This window comes from Streptomyces sp. NPDC046303, from assembly GCF_055588085.1.
On record NZ_JBVJFA010000002.1, the window covers coordinates 17,933 to 38,672 of the forward strand.

The 20,740-nt window shown below is 73.6% G+C and carries 10 protein-coding genes; 1 reads left to right on the forward strand and 9 read right to left on the reverse strand.

The features are described 5' to 3' along the window. The first annotated feature begins 157 nt into the window (after window positions 1-157). The gene (locus ACZ6I1_RS01960; RefSeq protein WP_469282045.1) at window positions 158-568 is read left to right on the forward strand and encodes a Fur family transcriptional regulator; all 411 of its coding nucleotides are present in this window, start codon (window positions 158-160) and stop codon (window positions 566-568) included. Here ACZ6I1_RS01960 and ACZ6I1_RS01965 read toward each other — a convergent pair. The 9 genes from ACZ6I1_RS01965 to ACZ6I1_RS02005 all read right to left on the reverse strand — a co-directional run bounded on the left by ACZ6I1_RS01965 (window position 534) and on the right by ACZ6I1_RS02005 (window position 20,724). Then, complete coding sequence (locus tag ACZ6I1_RS01965) at window positions 534-1,790, reverse strand: cytochrome P450 family protein (RefSeq protein ID WP_469282047.1); 1,257 nt, start codon at window positions 1,788-1,790, stop codon at window positions 534-536. The two genes, ACZ6I1_RS01960 and ACZ6I1_RS01965, sit on opposite strands and share 35 nt — an antisense overlap. Next, window positions 1,787-2,977, reverse strand: coding sequence for an MAB_1171c family putative transporter (locus ACZ6I1_RS01970; RefSeq protein ID WP_469282048.1), 1,191 nt, complete (start codon window positions 2,975-2,977; stop codon window positions 1,787-1,789). Before ACZ6I1_RS01970 ends, ACZ6I1_RS01965 begins: the two co-directional genes overlap by 4 nt. Further along, entirely contained in the window at window positions 2,974-3,537 is a 564-nt protein-coding gene (locus ACZ6I1_RS01975; RefSeq protein WP_469282049.1) for a hypothetical protein, read from the reverse strand. Before ACZ6I1_RS01975 ends, ACZ6I1_RS01970 begins: the two co-directional genes overlap by 4 nt. A gap of 148 nt (window positions 3,538-3,685) precedes the next feature. Further along, window positions 3,686-4,138: a helix-turn-helix domain-containing protein gene (locus ACZ6I1_RS01980; RefSeq protein WP_469282051.1), complete on the reverse strand. Its 453-nt coding sequence runs from the start codon at window positions 4,136-4,138 to the stop codon at window positions 3,686-3,688. A 50-nt stretch (window positions 4,139-4,188) separates the two neighbouring features. Further along, on the reverse strand, window positions 4,189-4,992 hold the full coding sequence (locus ACZ6I1_RS01985; RefSeq protein ID WP_469282052.1) for a thioesterase II family protein: 804 nt from the start codon (window positions 4,990-4,992) through the stop codon (window positions 4,189-4,191). 19 nt (window positions 4,993-5,011) lie between these two features. Then, on the reverse strand, window positions 5,012-5,821 hold the full coding sequence (locus tag ACZ6I1_RS01990; RefSeq protein ID WP_469282054.1) for an ArsR/SmtB family transcription factor: 810 nt from the start codon (window positions 5,819-5,821) through the stop codon (window positions 5,012-5,014). Window positions 5,822-6,014: 193 nt separating this feature from the next. Beyond that, the gene (locus ACZ6I1_RS01995) at window positions 6,015-7,292 is read right to left on the reverse strand and encodes an MFS transporter (RefSeq protein ID WP_469282056.1); all 1,278 of its coding nucleotides are present in this window, start codon (window positions 7,290-7,292) and stop codon (window positions 6,015-6,017) included. Between the two features lies 1 nt (window position 7,293). Continuing rightward, window positions 7,294-8,274, reverse strand: coding sequence for a TauD/TfdA family dioxygenase (locus tag ACZ6I1_RS02000; protein ID WP_469282057.1), 981 nt, complete (start codon window positions 8,272-8,274; stop codon window positions 7,294-7,296). Between the two features lie 12 nt (window positions 8,275-8,286). Then, window positions 8,287-20,724: an amino acid adenylation domain-containing protein gene (locus tag ACZ6I1_RS02005; protein ID WP_469282059.1), complete on the reverse strand. Its 12,438-nt coding sequence runs from the start codon at window positions 20,722-20,724 to the stop codon at window positions 8,287-8,289. Window positions 20,725-20,740: the final 16 nt, after the last annotated feature.

Here is a 20,740-nt window from a genome sequence, read left to right on the forward strand (position 1 = left end):
GGTCTCGACGCCGAGGTGGTCACGTCCTGGACGGTCTCGAATGACTCCTGCCGCTTTGGGGTCATTCATCCTCTTGGCTATCAACAGAACCGATCCTACGATGGACAGAATCCAAGTCAAGACGGACACCAAGCCAATATCTCATCGGGGAGCCGATATGAGTGATCTGCTCGAGCGGCTGCGGGGGCGTGGCTGGCGGATGACGTCCCAGCGGCGCGTCGTCGCGGAGGTCCTCGAAGGCGAGCACGTGCACCTCACGGCGGACGAGGTGCACGCCCGCGCGGCGGAGCGGCTGCCCGAGATCTCCCGGGCCACCGTCTACAACGCGCTGGGCGAGCTGGTCTCCCTCGGCGAGGTCGTGGAGGTCTCCACCGACGGCCGTGCGAAGCGCTACGACCCGAACGCGCACCGTCCCCACCAGCACCTGGTGTGCTCCGGCTGCGGCCTCATCCGCGACGTCCACCCGGCCGCCAGCCCGCTGGCCGCCCTCCCGGCGGAGGAACGGTTCGGCTTCACCGTGTCCGGGGTCGAGGTCACCTACCGGGGGCTGTGCCCGTCCTGCGCGTAGCCCCGCCGTCCGCCGGTGCGGCGACCGGCAGCTCCCGCACGGCGTGGAACCTGAAGGTGGTCGTCCACCGGATCTCCTCCACCGGGCACGCGAGCCGGAGGGACGGCACGCGGCGCAGGAGCGTGCCGAGGGCGAGGGACACCTGCATGCGGGCCAGGGGGGCGCCGAGGCAGTAGTGCAGGCCGTGGCCGAGCGAGAGGTGGCCCTTGTCCTCCCGGTCGAGGTCGAACCGGTCGGGGTCCGGGTAGCGGGCCGGGTCGCGGTGGGCGGCGGCCAGGGAGAACAGCACGGTGTCGCCCGCGGGGATCCGTACGCCGCCGATGTCGACGGGCTCGGTCGGGAACCGCCGGATCGCGGTGTGGTTGGGGTGGGAGTGGCGCAAGAGCTCCTCCACGGCCTGCGGCAGCAGCTCCGGACGCGTCCGCAGGGCCGCCAGCTCCCGGGGGTGCGTCAGCAGGGTGAGCAGGCCGTTGGCCAGCAGGTGCTGGACGTTCTCGCTCCCCGCCATGAGGAGGAGGAAGGCCAGCGAGACGAGCTCGTTCTCGGTGAGCCGGTCCTCGTCGTCCCGGGCGGCGATCAGGTCCGACAGCATGTCGTCGCCGGGGTGGGCGCGCCGCCGGGCCACCAGATCGAGCAGGAAGCCGTGGACGGCCCCGATCGCGGAGCCGAGCTCCTGGCGCGACGCCGGTGCGAGCATGGCGGCCACCCAGCCGGAGAACGCCTCCCGGTCCGCCACCGGCACCGCGAGCAGCTGACCGATGACCGTGAGGGGCAGGGGCCTGGCGAGCTCCGCGACCACGTCGGCCCGCCCCTCGGCCTCCATGCGCGCCACGAGCCGGTCGACCCCCGCGTCCACCGCCGCCTGGACGGAGCCGCGCAGGCTCTCGACGTGGCGGGGGGTGAACCCCTGGGACACCAGGCGGCGCAGCCTGAGGTGGTCGTCGGCGTCCATGTTCAGCAGGTTCGCGTCGAGCGCCGGGGGCAGGGCGAAGCCTGTGAAGCCCGTCCCGGAGTGCCTCTTGTCGACGGACAGCCGGGGGTCGGTGAGGCCCTGGCGGACATCGGCCTCCCGGGTCACCAGCCATACCGGCGAGCCGTCCGGCAGCGCCACGCGGTGGACGGACCCCTTCTCGCGCAGCTGCGCGTACATGGTGTGGGGGTCGGCCGGGAAGTCGCCGCCGAAGGGCTGGGGAAGGGCCGTCGGCGCGGGGTTCAGGGTCATGCGGGTTCCTTGCGTGGTGTGCTGGGGGTTTCGGGCCGGCCGGCGTAGCGGACGGCGAGGGGCGAGGACATGGCGCGGGCGAGCCTGCGCTGGAAGGCGAGCTCGGCCGCGAGGTCGCCGGGGGCCGCGGCCATGGGCGTCTGCGGCTGCCGCGGGGGCGGGAGACCGCGCCGCTTCGCGTCGATCGCGTTGCGGAGCTGGGCCGCCTCCACCACGGCCGCCAGCTCCTCGCCGCGCAGGCCGGCCCGCTCGGCGTCCTGCCGGGCCAGCTCGGCCACGTCCGCGTCCATCCAGGTGCGCAGGGCCCACTGGGCGTCGCGGATCTCGATCACCATGCGGTACAGGCGGGTCCGCAGGTCCAGGGCCCGGGTGAACGGCAGAACGGGTTCCGGTACGTGCTCGGTGAGGCTGCGGTGCAGGGGGCCCAGCGCGCGGTGGGCGATCCGGTGTCCCAGGCGGTCGCGCAGGGAGGTGAGGTGCGGGCCCCAGTCGGGCAGGATCCAGCCGATCGTCTGGACGATCACGGCGATGGCCACCCCGATCTGCGCGACGGGCTCCCAGGCGCGTCCGTCGTGGCCGAGCTGGGCCGCGAGGACGTCGGCGGCCCGGGCCCCCGTGTAGAGGAGCGCGAAGGGCAGGGTGAGGGCGACCATGCGCAGGCCGCGGCGCAGCCACGGGGACGGCGCGATCCTGGCGTACCGCCGGCCCATCACCCCGACCTGGACCTGGTTCGCCGTGAAGGCGGCGAGGTAGACGACGAGGTAGGCGGGGGTGAACTGGGCGCGCGCCACGGCGAAGTCGTGGGGCGCCTCGCCGTGGGCCGTCGCGGCGAAGAACAGCACCGACATGGTGACCAGTACCAGCCCCAGTGCCACCACGCGGGGGACCGCCTTGCGGCGGGCCGTTTCCGGTCCGTGGCTGAAGTGCAGAAGTACGAGCTGCTGGCAGACGGTCATGATGACCACGCAGCTCTGGGTCAGCAGGCCGGAGAAGTTCTCGATCCCCGCGAACGCGCTGACCCGCACCCAGACGGACGGGGTGGACACGGTGAAGATGACGAAGAGCAGCAGGAAGTTGGCGACCAGGGCGACCTGGGGGACCGAGCGGTCCGTCCTGAGCACCCGGGCCTTGTAGAGGAGCGCCGCCAGGGCCACCGCCGAACACAGCGGGTAGAGGAGGGTGTTCACGCCGGGTCCCGCGCCACGGGCGATTCCAGGGAGCTCAGCCGCTCGGCGATGTCCCGGGCCTCCGGCGGCACGGTCCAGGTCGGGTGGACGTTCCACGTGCTGATGAGCCCGCCGATCAGCGAGCCCACCAGCTCGGCCTCCACCTCGGCCTCCGAGTCGCCGTGTTCCCGGCCCATGACGCGCCGTACGAGCGCCGGGTCGAGCGAGGGCATCAGGAGAAGCGAGGCGTCCCGGGTCATGACGGGCGAGGTGTCGTGGTCGCACACGACGTGGCCGATCTCGTGGAGGATCACCTGTTGCTGATGGACGGGAACCAGGCGCTCCTCGGCGAAGATGTAGTCCCGGGTGTCGGTGGAGACCCACAGTCCGTGCGGTCCGGTGGAGGGGAGGGCCAGGGTGACGATGTGCACCTGCCGTTCGCGCAGGGTGCCGACGTAGTCGCACAGTTCGCCGATGGTCAGCTTCTCCCCGGGCGGCAGACGCAGGCCCCGCACCTTCTCCAGGCACCTCTCGGCCAGTGGGTTGGCGGCCGGGCCCCCGAGTTTCGATCGCCAGCGCACGACGATCACAGCACGTCGACGCTGAGTGCTGCACCGCTGAACATGAGGATCCCCCCGAGTGATCGTCAGGAGTTCTACCCCAGCACAGTTGTCCCGGTGGGTACAGGCGGGTTTGCGCCAGTACGGACCTGTCAAGGGGGGCTTCGCGTCAGTCCCCGGCGGTACTCCCGGATTGCGGCGGATTCTCCCCGAGCCCCTCCAACTCACGGACCCGCTCTATCAGTTCGTTGATGGAACGCAGGCTCCGCTCCGACAGCCCGGCGGTCCGCAGCGCGACCCGCTGGACCTGGGCGTCCCGCATGGCCGCCAGGAGGGCCAGCTCGGAGTTGACGGTGTCGGTCACCTCGTCGTCGAAGAAGTACGCGGGCGGCACACCGAAGAACTTCGCCAGCCCCTCGATGTGCCGCAGCGTCGGATTGTCGCGCTGTCCCTTGCGCAGCAGCCAGATGTAGCTGCCCGAGATGGGGACGCCGGACGCCGTGATCGCCCGTGCGACCTCTTCGCCCGTGTAAGGCCCGCGGCCGGCCGGGGCCGTGCTGCTGAACAGGTGGTTCAGCTTGTCGGCCAGGCTGCTGGTCGGCTTGTCGTCGGGGTTGGTCATGCGCCGTGCCTCCATCTTCGAAGGCGCATTTTACCTTCGTCGGTGACGGTTCAGCCTGCCGCCCGTCCTCCCGTCACGAGCCGCAGCAGCCGTGGTGCGTGGTCGGTGAGGTAGAAGTGGCCTCCCGGGAACACGTGGCGCGCGTACGCACCGGTCGTGACCGAGGCCCACGCGTCGATCCGGCCGAGGTCCACCTGGGGATCGCGGTCCCCGGTCAGGGCGAGGACCTCGGCGCGCAGGGGCGCGGCGCCCGGGTCGGGCCGGTACGCGTCGATCAGGCGGTAGTCGTTGCGGACGATGTCCAGCACCATGTCCCGCAGATCCGGATCGTCCAGGACCGCCGAGCGGGTTCCGCCCAGTCGCGTCATGGAGGCCATGAGCTCCTCGTCGTCGCGGACGACCGGGACGACCGGGACGACCGGGACGACCGGGACGTCCGGGACGGCCGCGGCGCCCGGCTCGGGAGCGGCCCGCAGTTCCCGGCCCGACACGCACAGCCGTGTGACGGGCGGAGAGGGGGAGCCCCAGGCCTCGAGCAGCCGCAGGGTCTCGTAGGCGACCGCGGCGCCCATGCTGTGCCCGAAGAACACGGTCTCGCGTGCGGCCGCGGGCCCGTCGGCCAGCGCCCGGGCCACGCCCTGCGCCAGCTGCTCCATCGAGGGGACCAGCGGCTCGGCCAGCCGGTTCTCCCGGCCCGGGTACTGGACGGACTGCAACGCGCAGCCGGGGCCCAGGTGCTGCGCCCAGTCGCGGAAGAAGCTGGCGCTGCCGCCGGCGTGCGGGAAGGCGATCACGCGGGTCTCCGCGTCCGGGCCGGGCCCGTAGGACACCAGCCAGGGGGACTTCTTGCTCATGGTGTTGCGGCCCATCCTTCTATCCGAGAACGGCTTCGCCGAGGTGGGTGAGGCGGTGGACGACGAGGTTGCTCTTGCGCTCGGTCGCCACCAGCCCGGACCGCCGGAGCACGCTGACGTGCTTGCTCGCGGACGGCTTCGAGATGTGCAGGCGGCGGGAGATGTCCCCGGTGGAGCTGGGCACGCGCACGCTTTCGAGGACGCTCGCCCGGGTGTGCCCGAGCAGTTCGCGCAGGGCCGCGGCGCCGTCCTCCTCGGCCTGCCACAGGGAGGAGGCGGACTCGGTGTCGAGCGGGACGTTGTACACCAGGGTGGTCAGCCCCTGCCGTCCGCTCTCCGGGTCCAGGACGAGCGGACGGCTGGCGAACAGGGAGGGGGCGAGGACGATCCCGTCCCCCGTGAGCCGGATCTCCCGTGCGTTCTGCCCGTTGTCCACCCGTAAGTAGGGGGCGTCCCAGTCGATCGTCGGGTGCAGCCGGTTGAGCGCGCTTTCCACCCCGCCCGCGAGGGCCGTGCGCCCGAACAGCTCCCGCTCCATCTCCAGATGGCTGCGGATCCGCCCCCAGAACGGTTCGACGGCCGTCGCGTGGAAGTACCCCCCGACGGGGGAGGGCCCGGTCGCGGCGCGGGACGCCGGCGGTGGTGCGGACGCCGCGATGGTGGAGATGCGGCGCAGTCTCCGCTTCACCTTCCGACGCCACTCGCTGAACTCGTCCTGGAGCGGCTCCGCGTATCTGAGCTCCGCGAGGCGCGATTCGAACTCCGCCCCCAGCGTGCCGATGAAGCGTATTCGCGACAGGTCCTCGACGGTCAGTCGGAGGGTAACCAACGCATTTCTCCTGATGTCAAAGCCATGCACGCGGTCACCCGCGCGCCCCCATACCTTGCGCATCCACATGAGTTGATGACTGTCGACGAGCCTACAGTGATCAACCGGCCTCGGGGCAGGGTGGTTTCGAGCCATCGGGCTCTGACATCCCGGATTCCTGATCAGTCGGGCCGGCGACGCCTGATGTGCGTGCTCACCGCGCTGACTGCGGCACCGTGGCCGCCCCGTCGCCCGCCTCCGCCACGGCCGGCGGCTCCGGTGGGCGGCGCATGACCGGGCTCAGCACGGCCGACAGGGCGATGAGCCCCAGCAGGGCCGAGCAGGCCAGCAGAGTGACCGGCCGTCCACACAAGTCGAAGGCGGCGCCCCCGGCGAGCGGCGCGACCGCCGCGCCGCCCGCACTGCAGATGTTCGCCACGCTCATCACCCGGCCGCGATGCGTGTCCGGGGTGAGCAGCAGCTGGTACGTCGTGAAGTAGGCGCTCGCGGTCGGCGCGGTGAACGCCGTGACGCCCAGCAGGACGCCCGGCGTGTAGCCGCCCGGCAGCAGGGCGATCCCCGCGGTCAGCACGGCGAAGAGCCACAGGACGAGGTAGATGGGACGGGACCCGGTCAGGACCCGCTGCAGCCGGGGCGCCGCCAGGGCGCCCAGCAGTCCGCCGACCCCGAGCAGCGCGGCCATCACGCCGACCAGGCCCGAGCTCATCCCGCTCGTCTTCGCCGATGCGATCACGACGAAGTACACCGCTCCGTAGAAGAAGTTGGTGACCGTGGCGTACAGCAGGCCCAGCCGCAGGAAGGGCTGGCCGCAGATCCAGCGGATCCCGTCCACCAGGTCCCGGGCGGACCACTTCCGGGCCCCCTCCCCGGCTCCCTTCCCGGCCTCCTCCCCGGCCGCCTCCCGTCCGGCGGGCGGCTGCGGCTTGATGAAGAGCAGCAGGACGAAGCTGACCGCGTGGGCGACGGCGCCGAAGGCGAACGGCAGAGCGTTCCGCATCGCCTGCAGGAAGCCGCCCGCCGAGGTGCCGGCGAGCTGGCCGGCGTACGTGCGCGCCGAGTTCATCGCGACGGCGCCGGACAGCTCCTCCCGGGGGACCAGCGCCGGCACCATCGCCGCGCCCGCGGCGAGCAGGACCGCGGTGGCCGCACCGCTCACCAGCGCCAGCAGCACCAGGACCGGCAGCGCGGCCACCTCCACCCACAACGACAGCGCCGCGACGCCGAACACCGCCACCAGCACCCCCTCGCACCAGAGCATCACCGACCGCCGGTCGTACCGGTCGGCCACGGCGCCCGCCGGCAGCCCGGCGAGCAGCAGGGCGGCGGCGTCGGCGAACGCGATGACACCCGCCTGCGAGGGGGACCCGGTGATCGTCAGCACCAGCAGGGGCAGCGCGATCAGGGAGGTGCTGTAGGCGAACTCGCCGACCGCCTGGCTCGCCCACAGCAGAGTGAAGTCCTTCCTGGCCATGTCAGCCCAGCACGCGGGAGCGGGACCGCGTGTGCACGTACGTGCGCCGCAGGTCGCGGACCACACTCGTGCGCTTGAGCCACCGGTCCTCGCCGTCGTACCGGGGCACGAACACGTCCCGGCCGTGGACCACCCGGTAGTTGTCCAGGAAGACCGCCTCGCCCGGGCCGAGCACGACCCGCTCGGCGGACGCGTTCAGCAGCCCGGCGCACTCCTGCATGGCCTCAGCGGCCTCCGTGTCACCGGGCAGCGCGCTGGTGAAGTCCGCGTCGATCCGCAGGTACGGGGCATCGGCGGGGCCGAACAGGACGGAAGCCACCTCGTGTTCGCGCTCCTCCCGGGCGACGGGCCGCCCGCCGCAGTAGCGGGGCGGCACCGCATGGGAGTCGTCCGGGTAGAAGCGGAAGCGCTCCTGCGCCAGCACCTCCCGCAACGGCTCCGGCAGGGAACGGGAGTCGAGCCCCGCCACGGTCGTGCCCACCCGGTCCGGGTTGCGCAGGCACATGAGGGCCACGTAGTCCCCCCGGCAGGCGTGGAACACGTCCTCGGTGTGCAGGGTGAGCTGGGTTTCACTGCTCGCGCTGGTCAATGAGGACTCCTGGCCCCTGGCCGGGCAGACGTCGTGCACCAGGCGGCCGTTCTGCTGGTTCGCCCAGGCGAAGGGATCCCCGAGCACGGAGGCGATCAGCAGCAGCACCAGCTCCTCGCGGACCGCCGCTCCCTCCTTCTCGGCGACCTGCCAGCTCGCCGGGGTCGGCACCAGACGTTCGTCGACGGGCAGGTTCGCCAGGGTGATGACGGGCTCCTCGGCGGTCCGGCAGGACACCAGGAACTGCCGTATCCCGAGCGGCAGCCGCTCGGACTCCGCCCTGATCTCATCGGCGAGGATGAGCGGCTCCCAGCCCTGGTGGCCGGCGAGGAAGCGGTCCGCCAGCCCGGCCACCGCATCCGTTTCGTTCTGGTTCAAGACATAGCGACTCACGGGAAGAACCCTTCAGTTGGCACGTGCCTGGCGGGTGATCTGCTCCAGTCCCCGCAGGAACCGGTGGGCCAGGCGCTCGACGGTGGCGGTGCGGTGGTGCGCGGGGGAGTGGATCCAGTCGATCCGCAGCTCGCCGTCGACGACGGCCGCCACGATGTCGATCAGGTGCGGGCGCGTGAGCCCGGGCGCCCGGTCGCGGCCCAGGGAGTCCAGGTGCCCGCGGACCAGCCCCTGCGGATCGGCGGCCTGGTCCCACTGGCCCATGTAGTTGAAGCTCACACGCGGCTGCTCCTGGGCGGCCAGCGCCCGGCCGGGTCCCTCCGGTGCGGACAAGTGGCGCAGGGCGCCGTAGCCCAGCCCCCGTCCGGGCACGGAGCGCAGCAGGCGGCGTACCGCCTTGAGCGCGGGCGGCCAGTCGCCGGCCGGAACCTCCAGGGTGACGGGGTGGATCGTGGTGAACCAGCCCACGGTGCGGGACAGGTCCACGTCCTCGAACAGCTCCTCGCGGCCGTGGCCCTCCAGGGCGACGGTCACCGGGGCGCCGGCCCACTCGCCCAGCACCCGCCCCAGCACCGTCAGCAGCACGTCGTTGATCTGGGTGCGGAAGGCCCCGGGCACCCGCTTGAGCAGGTCACCGGTCGCCTCCCGGCCCAGCCGGACGGACGCCACGGCGCTGCCCCCGTAGGTGTTGGCCCCGTGGGTGCCGGCGCTCTCGCCGTCCTGCGGGACGGCCCGGGAGCCCGCGGTTCCCGTCCAGTACTCCGCCTCGTGGTCGAGGCCGCCGGACCGGACGTGGTCGGCCAGCCGGCGGGCCCACTGCCGATAGCTGCTGCTGCGGGCACCGAGGTCGGCTACGCCGCCGCCGGCGAGCTGCCCGTACGCGGTGGCCAGGTCCTCCAGGACCACCCGCCAGGAGACGCCGTCCATCACCAGGTGGTGCACGGCCAGGAACAGCTGCGGCGGCCGGTCCCCGCCGAGGCCGAAGAAGACGCCCCGGACCAGGGTCCCCGAGGCCAGTTCGAGCCCCTGCTGGGCGGCCAGCGCCGCCTCGTCGGCGGCCCGCTCCCGGGCGGCCGGGTCCGGCGCGCCGGACAGGTCGCAGACCTCGAGCACGCCGCGCGGCGCGTCGCCGTACTCCTGCACCCAGCCCTCCGGGCCGCGGGTGAACCGCAGCCGCAGGGCGTCGTGGTGGGCGATCACGGCGTCCAGCGCCCGGCCGAGCAGCACGGGATCGGTGCCGGGAGCCAGTTCGACCCGTACCGACATCGCGTACTGGTCCGGGGTGACGCCCTCCTGCTGGTCGAGGAACCACCGCTGGACCGGGGTGAGTTCGACGGTGCCGCGCTCCGGTTCGACGTCCGCCGCGGGCGCGTGGCCCGGTCCGGCCGCCGCGGCCCGCGCGGCCAGGGAGGCGATGGTCTGGTGCAGGAAGAGCAGCCGGGAGGTCAGCTGCAGACCCTCCTGCCGGGCCCGGGACACGACCTGGATGGACAGGATCGAGTCACCGCCGAGGTGGAAGAAGTTGTCGTGGACGCCGACCCGGTCCACACCCAGCACCTCCGCCCAGATCCGGGCCAGAGCCTCCTCCGCGGCGTCGCGCGGAGCGACGAACTCGGCGCCGGACGCGTCGGCCTGTGCCTCCGGGGCGGGCAGCGCGCGCCGGTCCACCTTCCCGGACGGCGACAGCGGCAGGGCGTCCAGCACCACGAACAGGGCCGGGATCATGTAGTCGGGCAGCGAGGACGCGAGGTGCTCGCGCAGCTCCGCCGTGGACAGCCCCGCACCGCCCACCAGGTAGGCGACGAGCCTGCGGTGCCCGCCCTCGTCCTGGTGGGCGACGACCACGGCCTCCCGGACGGACCCGTGGTCCAGCAGCGCCGCCTCGATCTCCCCGGGCTCGATCCGGAACCCGCGCACCTTGACCTGGTCGTCGCTGCGGCCGAGGTGTTCCAGGGTGCCGTCCGGCCGCCAGCGCGCCAGGTCGCCGGAGCGGTACATCCGCTCACCGGGTGCGCCATACGGGTTCAGCGGGAAACGCTCGGCCGTCAGCTCGGGCCGGTTCAGGTAGCCGCGGGCCAGACCGCCGCCCGCCACGTGGATCTCGCCGGGCACCCCCACCGGCACCGGCCGGCCCGCGGCGTCCAGCAGCAGCACCCGGTAGCCGGGCAGCGGCCGCCCCACCGGGATCCGGCCCCCGTCCGCCAGATGCCCGGCCCGCACCTCCTGGAAGGTCACGTGCACGGTGGTCTCGGTGATGCCGTACATGTTCACCAGCCGGGCCGGGGCCGATCCGTACCGGTCGAACCAGGTCGCGAGGTGCTTGGGCTCCAGCGGCTCACCGCCGAACACCACCCACCGCAGCGCCGGCGGCTGCGCCGAGCCGCGCTCCGCCGCCGTGGCCACCAGCTCGCGGAACATCGACGGCGTCTGGCTGAACACCGTCACGCCTTCCTCGTCGAGCAGCGACCACATGGCCTCCGGGCTGCGCGCCGTGTCCCGCGGGACGATCACCGCGCGGCCGCCCGTGACCAGGCAGCCCCACAGCTCCCACACCGAGAAGTCGAAGGCGTAGCTGTGGAAGACCGTCCACACGTCCCGCTCGTCGAACCCGTAGACCGGGCGGCAGTTCTCCAGCAGGTGCAGCACCGAGTGGTGCTCGACGGCCACGCCCTTGGGGCGGCCGGTGGAACCGGAGGTGTAGATCACGTAGGCGAGGTCCGTGCCCGACACCGCGGTCCGCGGCGCCGTCCCCGGACGCCGGCCGATCGCCGGGGCGTCGCCGTCCAGGTCGACCACCGCGGCCCGCGTCTGCGGCAGCCGCCGCTCCAGGCCGCGGTGGGTGACCAGGATCCGCGCCCCGGAGTCCTGGACCATGTGCGCCAGCCGGTCCGCCGGATAGGCGGGGTCCAGCGGAACGTAGGCCGCCCCGGACTTGAGGATGCCGAGCATGGCGACGGCCATGTCCACGCCGCGCTCGACGGACAGGCCCACCAGCACGCCGGGGCCCGCGCCCAGGGACACCAGGTGGTGCGCGAGCCGGTTCGCCCGCTCGTCCAGCTCCCCGTACGACAGGGCCTCCGGCCCGCAGGAGACCGCGGTCGCCGCCGGGGTGGCGGCGGCCCGGGCGGCGACCCTCGCGTGCAGCGGACCCTGCGGAGCGGGCACACCGCCCGTCCGGTTCCATTCCCGCACCACCCGCTCGAACTCGCCGGACGCGAGCAGCGGAAGCCCGGCCACGGTCTGCTCCGGGCTCGCGGCGACGCCCGCCAGGACGGTCTTCACGTGCTCGGCGAACCGGGCGACCGTCTCCTCGTCGAACAGCTCGCTGCTGTACTCGACCAGGCCCCGCACCCCGTCCGGGTGTTCCTCGAACTCTATGGTGAGGTCGTACAGCGCGGAGTCGCGCTCCATCTCGAAGCCCGCCGTGCGCAGCCCCGGCAGCTCCAGGTGGCTCCCCGGGGTGTTCTGGAGCACGACCATGACCTGGAACAGCGGGGTCCGGCTGGTGTCCCGCTCCTGCCGCACCGCCTCCACCACGCGTTCGAACGGCACTTCCTCGTGGGCGAAGGCCTCCAGTGCCGTCTCCCTGACCTGCCCGAGCAGCTCGCGGAACGGCATCGCCGGGTCGACCTCGGAGCGGAGCACGACGGTGTTCACCAGGAAGCCGACGAGGTGTTCCAGCCCCGCGCGGCCGCGGCCCGCCGACGCGGTGCCGACCGCGATGTCGCGCTGCCCGGAGTACCGCGCGAACACCACCTTCAGCGCGGCCGTCAGGGCCATGAACAAGGTGGCCTCCTGCTCCCGCGCCACCTCCTTGACCCCCGCCACCACCGCGGCCGGGACCTCGAAGGTGACGGAGCGGCCGCGCGCCGAGCGGACGGCCGCCCGCGGCCGGTCCGTGGGCAGCTCCAGCGGCGCGACCCCGTCCAGCCGGTCCCGCCACCAGGCCAGCTGCTCCTCCAGCAGACCGCCGTCCTCCAGCCTGCCGCGCTGCCAGGCGGCGAAGTCCGGGTACTGGACGGGGACGTCCGGCAGGTCCGCCGGAACCCCGCGGACCTGCGCGGCGTACAGCGCGCCCAGCTCCCGTGCGACGATCCCCATCGACCAGCCGTCGGTCACGATGTGGTGCATGCCGAGGACGAGCACGTGCCGGCCGGCGGCCAGCCGCACCAGCAGCAGGCGCAGCAGCGGGCCGCCCTCCAGGTCGAAGGGCCGGTCCACTTCGGCGCGCACCAGGGTGCGCAGCCGCTCCTCGCGCTCCTCCTCGGCGACGTCCGACAGGTCGGCCGTCCGCCAGCCGGGCTCCAGCACCTCGTGGACCCGCTGCACCCCGCGGCCGTCGGCCAGGGCGAAGGTGGTGCGCAGCGCCTCGTGCCGGGCGGCGAGCAGGCCGGCCGCGGTGCGCAGCGCGTCCGCGTGCAGCTCGCCCGTCAGCCGTACGGCCGCCGTCGAGTGGTATTCGGTGCTGTCCTCGTTGAAGTCCTGCAGGAACCACAGGCGCTGCTGCCCGAAAGACATGGGCAGGTCGCCCGTACGGGGCACCACCGGGATCGCCGGGCCGTCGGCCCCGCCCGTGCCGCCGCCCGGCCCGTCCGCGCCGTCCGTGCCGTCGGCGTCGTCCGACGGGACCAGCGCGGCCGCGAGTTCGGCGACCGTCGGGGCGTCGAACAGCAACCGCGGCGAGACCTGGATGCCCAGTGCCTTGTGCGTACGGGAGACCACGAGGATCGCCAGGATCGAATTGCCGCCCAGGTCGAAGAAGTTGTCGTGGACGCCGACGCGCGGCACACCGAGGGCCTCGGCCCACAGCCCGGCCAAGGTCTCCTCGGTCCCGGTCCGCGGCGCGGTGTACGGCGCCTCCTGCTGCTCTCCCGCGGCGCTCGGGGCGGGCAGCGCCTTGCGGTCCACCTTGCCGTTCGGCGACAGCGGCAGCCGCTCCAGCCGGACGAAGGCATCGGGCAGCATGTACTCGGGCAGCGAGGCGGACAGGGCGGTGCGCAGCTCGTTCGCGGTCAGCGCGCGGTCGGCGGTGTAGTGGGCGACGAGCCGGCGCACACCCGGGCTGTCCTCCCGTACGGACACCACGACCTGGCCGACGCCGGCCAGCCGGTCCAGCGCCGCCTCGACCTCGCCCAGCTCGATGCGGAAGCCGCGGATCTTGACCTGGTCGTCGGCCCGGCCGATGAACTGGAGCCGGCCGTCCGCCGTGCGCCGGACGATGTCCCCGGTCCGGTACATGCGCGCCCCCGCCTCCCCGAACGGGCAGGCCACGAACCGCTCGGCGGTCAGCCCCGGCCGGTTCAGGTAGCCCCGGGACAGGACCGGGCCGGCCGCGTACAGCTCGCCCGCCACGCCCACCGGCACCGGCCGCAGCTGCGGGTCGAGCACGAACAGCGAGGCGCCCGCGATCGGGCCGCCGATCGAGACGGTCTCCTCGTCACCGTCGCCGAGGTGCTCGGCGACGGTGATCTGGATGGTCGCCTCGGTGGGCCCGTACTTGTTGACCAGCGGCACGTTCCAGGCGGAACGGACGGCGTCGGCCACCGACTTGGGCAGCGGCTCGCCGCCGACGAAGAGCCGGCGCAGCGCGCGCGGCCTGCGCTCCAGCGGCAGGGCGCCCAGCAGCGACGGGACGAACTGCGCGATGGTGATGCCGTACCGGTCCAGGACGTCGGCGAGCGCGAAGGGGTCCTTGGACACGTCGGTGGGGACCACGTGCCCGGTCGCCCCCGAGAGCACCGACAGCATCAGCTCCCACACCGAGACGTCGAAGCTCATCGAGGTGCGCAGCAGCACCTTGTCGCTGGGGTCGACCGGGTAGGCCCGCTCCAGCCAGGGCAGCAGGTTCGCGGCGTTCGCGTGGGTCACCATGACGCCCTTGGGGCGGCCGGTCGACCCCGAGGTGTAGATGACGTAGGCCAGGTTCCCGCCCCTGAGCGCCACCTGCGGCGCCGTCGCCGGGTGCGCCTCCAGGGCGGACCCGTCACCGTCCAGCTCCACCTCGACGGCCCCCGACACCGGCAGCCGGTCCCGCAGCTCCCGCTGGGTCAGCAGGACGCCCATGCCGGAGTCGCGGACCATGAACGCGAGCCGTTCGGCCGGATAGGCCGGGTCCAGCGGAACGTAGGTGGCCCCCGCCTTGAGGATGCCGAGCACGCCCAGCACCATCATCGGGCCGCGCTCGACCGACAGGCCCACCAGCCGGTCGGGGCCGGCGCCCAGCGAGATCAGGTGGTGCGCGAGCCGGTTCGCCCGCTCGTCCAGCTCCCGGTAGGTCACGGTGCCCTCCGCGGAGGAGACGGCCACCGCGTCCGGGGTCCGTGCGGCCCACCGCGCGAACCGCTCGTGGAGGAACTCCCCCCGGCCGGGCACCGCGCTCGCCGCGTTCCAGCCGCGGACCTCCTGCTCGAACTCCTCGTCCGACAGCATGGGCACGGCGGACACCGCCCGCAGCGGATCGGTGGCCATGCCGGTCAGCAGGGTCTCCAGGTGGCCCGCCATGCGCTCGACCGTGGCCCCGTCGAGCAGCCGGGGGTCGTAGGCCAGCGAGTAGCCGAACCCGTCGCCCGCGTACGCGCGCAGGACCAGCGGGAAGTTGGTCGTCTCGACGCTCTCCAGGTTCCGCAGCCGCAAGCCCCGGGCGGCCGCCGTCCCGTCGGTCATCGGGTAGTTCTCGAAGTTGACCAGGCTCTCGAAGAGCGGGGTGGCGCCCCCGAGCGGGCTCTGGCCCTGGATGCGGGACAGCGGAACGTACTCGTACTGCGCCGCCTCCACCTGGGCCTCGTGGATCCGCCCGAGCCACTCGGCGACCGGCGCGGCGCCGTCGACCTCGATCCGCACCGGCAGGGTGCTCAGCGTCATGCCGACGATCGAGTCCACGCCCGGCAGATCGGCGGGCCGGCCGGAGACGGTGGCGCCGAACAGTACGTCACCCCGGCCCGTGTACCGCGACAGCAGCAGTCCCCAGGCGCCCTGCACCAGCGCGTTCACCGTGATCCGGTGCCGTCGGGCGAAGGCGGACAGCTCCGCCCCGGCCTGCGGGGAGAGCCGCCGGACCAGCCGTGCGGTGGACGCCGCCTGGTGGCCGGGCGCGGGACGCCGGTCGAGGGGGAGCGGGGTGCGCTCCTCGAACCCGGCCAGCCGGCCGCGCCAGTACGCCTCCGCCTGCGTCAGGTCCTGGGCCTCCAGCCATTCCACGTACGCGCGGAAGGGCGTGTGGGCCGGCAGGACGGGGTTCCGGCCCGCCGCCAGCGCCTCGTACGCGGCGGAGAGCGCGGACAGCATCTGGAAGGTGCTCCAGCCGTCCAGCAGCACGTGGTGGGAGCTGCGGACGACCCGGACGCCGGTCTGCGAGGTGCGGATCAGGGTGAGCCGGGCCAGCGGAGCCGTGCCCAGGTCCAGGCCCCGGGCCCGGTCCTCGGCGAGGAAGCGCTCCAGCTCCGCCCGGTGCCCGTGCTCCGGCAGCTCCCGCCAGTCCAGGTGGGTCACCGGGAGCTCGGCGTGCCGGTTGACCACCATCAGCGGCCGCGGCACCCCCTCCCACACCAGCGAGCCGCGCAGCAGTTCCAGGTGGTCGGTGACGTACTGCCAGGCCGCCGCCAGCACCTCGACGTCGTCCACGTCGTCGAACTCGAAGACCATCTGGTCGAAGTAGCCGGGGCCGCCGGGGTCGGCCAGGGTGTGGAAGAGCATCCCGGCCTGCGTCGGCGTCAGCGGGTAGATGTCCGCGACCGTGCGCCCGTCCCCGGCGATCCGGTCCACGGCGGCCTGGTCGAGACCGGCCAGCGGGAAGTCGGAGGGGGTGGCGCCGCCGCTGCCCTCGGCCAGGCAGTGCGCGATGATCTCGCGCAGCGCGGTCAGGAACTCCCCGGCGAGCCGCTCGATCGTGGCCCGCTCGAAGACCTCGCCGGAGTACGTCCAGCTGACGCCGAGCCGGCCGTCGTCGATCAGGCCGATGACGTCCAGCAGGTACGGGCGGGGCTCCTCGGGCGCGTGGTCGAGACCGCAGGCGGGCACCCGGCCGCGGACCAGGCCGCCTTGGTCCGTCGTGCCGTGGAACTGGCCGAGGTAGTTGAAGCTGATCTCCGGGAGCCGGTCGCCGCGCAGCGCGTGGCCGGGGCCGTCCGGCCGGGACAGGAAGCGCAGCGCGTCGTAGCCCAGGCCCCGCCCGGGGATCGCCCGCAGCTGCTCCTTCACCGACTTCAGGTACGCGCCCCAGCCGGCGCCGGCGGCCGGGAGGGCGAGGGCGACCGGGAAGTGGGTGGTGAACCAGCCGACCGTGCGGGAGAGGTCGAGGTGGTCGAACAGCTCCTCGCGGCCGTGGCCCTCCAGGCCGATCACCAGGCGGTCCCGGCCGGTCCAGCCGGCCAGGGTCCGGCCCAGCGCCGCCATGAGCACGTCGTTGATCTGCGTGCGGTAGGAGGCCGGTACGCGGTGCAGCAGCGCCTCGGTCTCCTCCCGTCCCAGCAGCACCTCGACGGTCCGCTCGTGGGCGGTGGTGTTGGCCCCGTCCCGGTCGGCGGGCAGGGCGGGGGCGCCGTTCGGGTCCACCGCGCGCCAGTACGGGACCTCGGAGTCGAGCCCGCCGGACCGCACGAGCTCGGCCAGCTGCCCGGACCACTGCCGGTAGCTGCTGGTCTTCGGGCCCAGGTCCACCGCCTTGCCCTCGGCGAGCCGGTCGTACGCGGCGGCCAGGTCGGCCAGCAGCACCCGCCAGGACACCCCGTCCACCACCAGGTGGTGGACGGCCAGCAGCAGCTGCGGCGCCCGGTCCGCACCGAAGTCGAAGAAGACGCCCCGCACCAGGGAGCCGGCGGCGAGGTCGTGGGACCGCTGGGCCGCCAGCGCCGCCCCGTGCATCACCGTGCGGCGCGAGGGCTCGTCCAGCGCGGTCAGGTCGCACACGTCGAGCAGGCCGGCGTCCGTGCCGCCGCCGTACTCCTGGACCCACTCCTCGCCCTCGCGGCGAAAACGCATCCGCAGGGCGTCGTGGTGCGCGACCACGGCCTCCAGCGCACGGCCCAGCAGCCCGCTGTCGGCGTCCGGAGCCAGCTCCACCTGCACCGACATCGCGTAGTGCTCCGGGGCCACGGTGTGCGCGGAGAAGAACCAGCGCTGGATCGGGGTGAGTTCGGCCGCACCCGGGCCGGTGTCCGGGGCCGCGGGGCCCGGCTCCTCGTCCCTCGTCACCACGGCGGCCAGCGCGGCGACGGTCTGGTGCACGAAGAGCTGCTTGGAGGTGAGCCGGTAGCCCGCCTGGCGGACCCGCGAGACGACCTGGATCGACAGGATCGAGTCGCCGCCCAGGTCGAAGAAGTTGTCGTGGATGCCGACCCGCTCCGCACCCAGCGCCGCGGCCCACGCGGCGGCCAGCACCTCCTCGGTCTCGTCGCGCGGGGCGGCGTACTCCGCGTCCGGTGCGGCATCCTGCGCACCGGGTTCGGGCAGCCCCCGGCGGTCCACCTTGCCGCTGGGCGTCAGCGGCAGCCGCTCCAGCCGTACGAACGCCGCCGGAACCATGTAGTCGGGCAGCAGACCGCCGAGGTGGCCGCGCAGCTCCGCGGGGGCGAGCTCGCGGCCGGTCACCAGATAGGCGACGAGCCGGCGGCGTCCGGAGCCCTCCTCCCGGGCGACGACCACCGCCTCCTCCACGGCGGGGTGCGAGCGGACGGCCTTCTCCACCTCGCCGAGTTCGACCCGGAAGCCGCGGATCTTGACCTGGTCGTCGGCCCGGCCGAGGAACTCCAGGTCGCCGCCGGGCAGCCGCCGGGCGCGGTCGCCGGTGCGGTACAGGCGGTCGCCCGCCACGAACGGGCTCGGCCGGAACCGCTCCGCGGTCTGCTCCTCGTTGCCGTGGTAGCCGCGGCCGACGCCCGCGCCGCCGATCCAGATCTCGCCGGGTACCCCGACCGGCACCACCCGCATCCCGGAATCCAGCACGTACACGCGGGTGCCCGGCAGCGGACGGCCGACCGGTACGAAGACCCCGTCGCCCAGGCTGTCGAGCCGGGGCAGGAACACCGTCGAGTCGATGGTCGCCTCGGTTCCGCCGTAGGCGTTGACGACCAGGGTGCCGGGGTCGATCCGGCGCAGCAGTTCCCGGCAGTCCTCCACCCGCCAGCCCTCGGAGCCCACCGAGATCAGCTTCAGCGGCGGGAACGGGCTGCCACGGCGGGCGGATTCCGCCAGCACGGCGTTCAGCAGGGACGGGACGATCTCCAGCCCGGTGGCGCCGGTCCGCTCGATCAGCGCCAGCAGCGCGGGCGGGTCCGTGGTCACGTCCCGGGAGGCGATGATCAGGGCCCCGCCGAAGGGCAGCGAACGGATGAGGTCGGCGAAGAACAGGTCGACGGAGATGCTGGAGACGGACAGGAACCGCAGCGCCAGGTGGGACAGGCCGTACTGCTGGTCCCAGGCCCCGCAGATGTGCGTCGTATTGCGGTGCTCGATCGCCACGCCCTTGGGGCGGCCCGTGGAGCCCGAGGTGTAGATGACGTAGGCCAGGTCCGAGGGGGAGACGGCGACCCCGGGCGCGGTGGCGGGGGCCGCGGCGATCGCCTCGCGGTCGGCCGTCAGGTCGACGAGGGCGGCGCCCGACTCCGGAAGCCGTCCGCGGACCGCCTCATCGGTGACCACCAGGGCCGCACCGGAGTCGTGCAGCATGTGCGCGAGCCGGTCCGCCGGATAGTCCGGGTCGAGCGGTACGTACGCCGCACCCGCCTTGAGGATGCCCAGCAGGCCGACCGCCATGGCGGCGCCGCGCGGTACGCAGAGCCCGACCGGCGTGCCCGCTCCCGCGCCCCGCTCCCGCAGGACGTGGGCCAGCCGGTTGGCGCTCTCGTCCAGTTCCCGGTAGGTGAGCGTGGCGTCGTCGGCGACGACGGCCACGGCGTCGGGGGTGCGCGCCGCCTGCGCGGCCACCCGCTCGTGGACCGGCGCCGGGTCCCCGGCCTCCGTTTCCGTCGCGTTCCACTCCTCGACGGCCTGCCGGTACTCGCCGTCCGTCAGCATCGGCAGGTCCGCGAGGGCCTGGCCGGGGTGTGCGGCGGCCGAGGCGAGCAGGGTGGTCAGGTGGCCGGCCAGCCGGGCCGCCGTCGCCTCGTCGAAGAGTTCGGTGCTGTACTCGATCAGGCCGAGCAGCGCGCCGTCGCGCGCCTCGAACTCCACGGTCAGGTCGCACAGCGAGGCGTCCCGCTCCAGCGGGTAGGGCGCCGCGGCGACACCGGGGAAGCCGACCGACCCGGCCGGGGTGTTGTGCAGCACCACCATCGCCTGGACCAGCGGGGTACGGCTGGGGTCGCGCTCCGGCGCGAGCGCCTCCACCAGCCGGTCGAACGGCACGTCCTCGTGCGCGAACGCGTCCAGCACGGTCTCCTTGACCTGGCCGAGGAGCTCGTCGAAGGTCATCTCCGGGGCCACCCGCGAGCGCAGCACCACCGTGTTGACCAGGAAGCCGACCAGCTGCTCCAGCTCCTCCTCGCGGCGGCCCGAGGAGGAGGTGCCCAGCGCGATGTCCTCCTGCCCCGACCAGCGGGCCAGCACCGTGCCGACGGCCGCGGTCAGCACCATGAACAGGGTCGCGCCGCGGGACCGCGCCAGCTCCGCCACCGCGTCGAGCGTCGCGCCCGGCACCTCGAACCGCAGGGCCGCGCCGGCCGAGGACCGCACCGCCGGACGCGGCCGGTCGGTGGGCAGCTCCAGCGGGGCGAGCCCCGCCAGCCGCTCCCGCCACCAGCCGAGCCCGGCGGCGAGCAGCCCGCCGTCCTCCAGCCGGCCGCGCTGCCAGGCGGCGAAGTCCGGGTACTGCAGCGGTACTTCGGCCAGCCGCGGCGCACGGCCCTCGACCCGGGCCGCGTAGAGCTCGCCCCATTCGCGGGCGGCGATCCCCATCGACCAGCCGTCGGTGACGATGTGGTGCATCCCCAGCACGCAGACGTGCTCGGTGCCGGACAGCCGCACCAGCAGCACCCGCACCAGCGGGCCGCCCTCCAGGTCGTACGGACGGCTCATCTCGGCCCGCACCCGTTCGCGCACGCGCTCCTCGCGGACGGCCGGATCGGTGTCCGACACGTCCACGAGCGTCCACTCGGGGGCCAGTTCGGGGCGCAGGACCTGCACGCCCTTGCCGTCGGCCAGGCCGAAGGAGGTGTGCAGGGCCTCGTGCCGGGCCACCAGGTCGCCGGCCGCAGCGCGCAGCGCCCCGGCGTCGAGCGGGCCGGTCAGGCGCAGCGCCTCCGCCAGGTGGTAGTCGGTGCCGCCCGGTGCGAAGTCCTCCATGAACCAGAGGCGTTGCTGTCCGAAGGACATCGGGAGGGGCTCGGAGCGCGGGACGCGGGGAACCGCGAGACCGCCCGGGGCGGCGGAGCGGCCGGCCAGACGCTCGGCGAGGGCCGCACGCAGATGATCGGGGAGCGCGGCGATCCGGTTCTCGCGCGAAGACGGGGTGTTCATGAGGACTCCTAGAAGA

Coding starts and splice junctions, on each gene's coding strand:
- ACZ6I1_RS01960 (WP_469282045.1), top strand. CDS start 158: ATGAGTGATCTGCTCGAGCGGCTGCGGGGGCGTGGCTGGCGGATGACG.
- ACZ6I1_RS01965 (WP_469282047.1), bottom strand. CDS start 1,790: ATGACCCTGAACCCCGCGCCGACGGCCCTTCCCCAGCCCTTCGGCGGC.
- ACZ6I1_RS01980 (WP_469282051.1), bottom strand. CDS start 4,138: ATGACCAACCCCGACGACAAGCCGACCAGCAGCCTGGCCGACAAGCTG.
- ACZ6I1_RS01985 (WP_469282052.1), bottom strand. CDS start 4,992: ATGAGCAAGAAGTCCCCCTGGCTGGTGTCCTACGGGCCCGGCCCGGAC.
- ACZ6I1_RS01995 (WP_469282056.1), bottom strand. CDS start 7,292: ATGGCCAGGAAGGACTTCACTCTGCTGTGGGCGAGCCAGGCGGTCGGC.
- ACZ6I1_RS02005 (WP_469282059.1), bottom strand. CDS start 20,724: ATGAACACCCCGTCTTCGCGCGAGAACCGGATCGCCGCGCTCCCCGAT.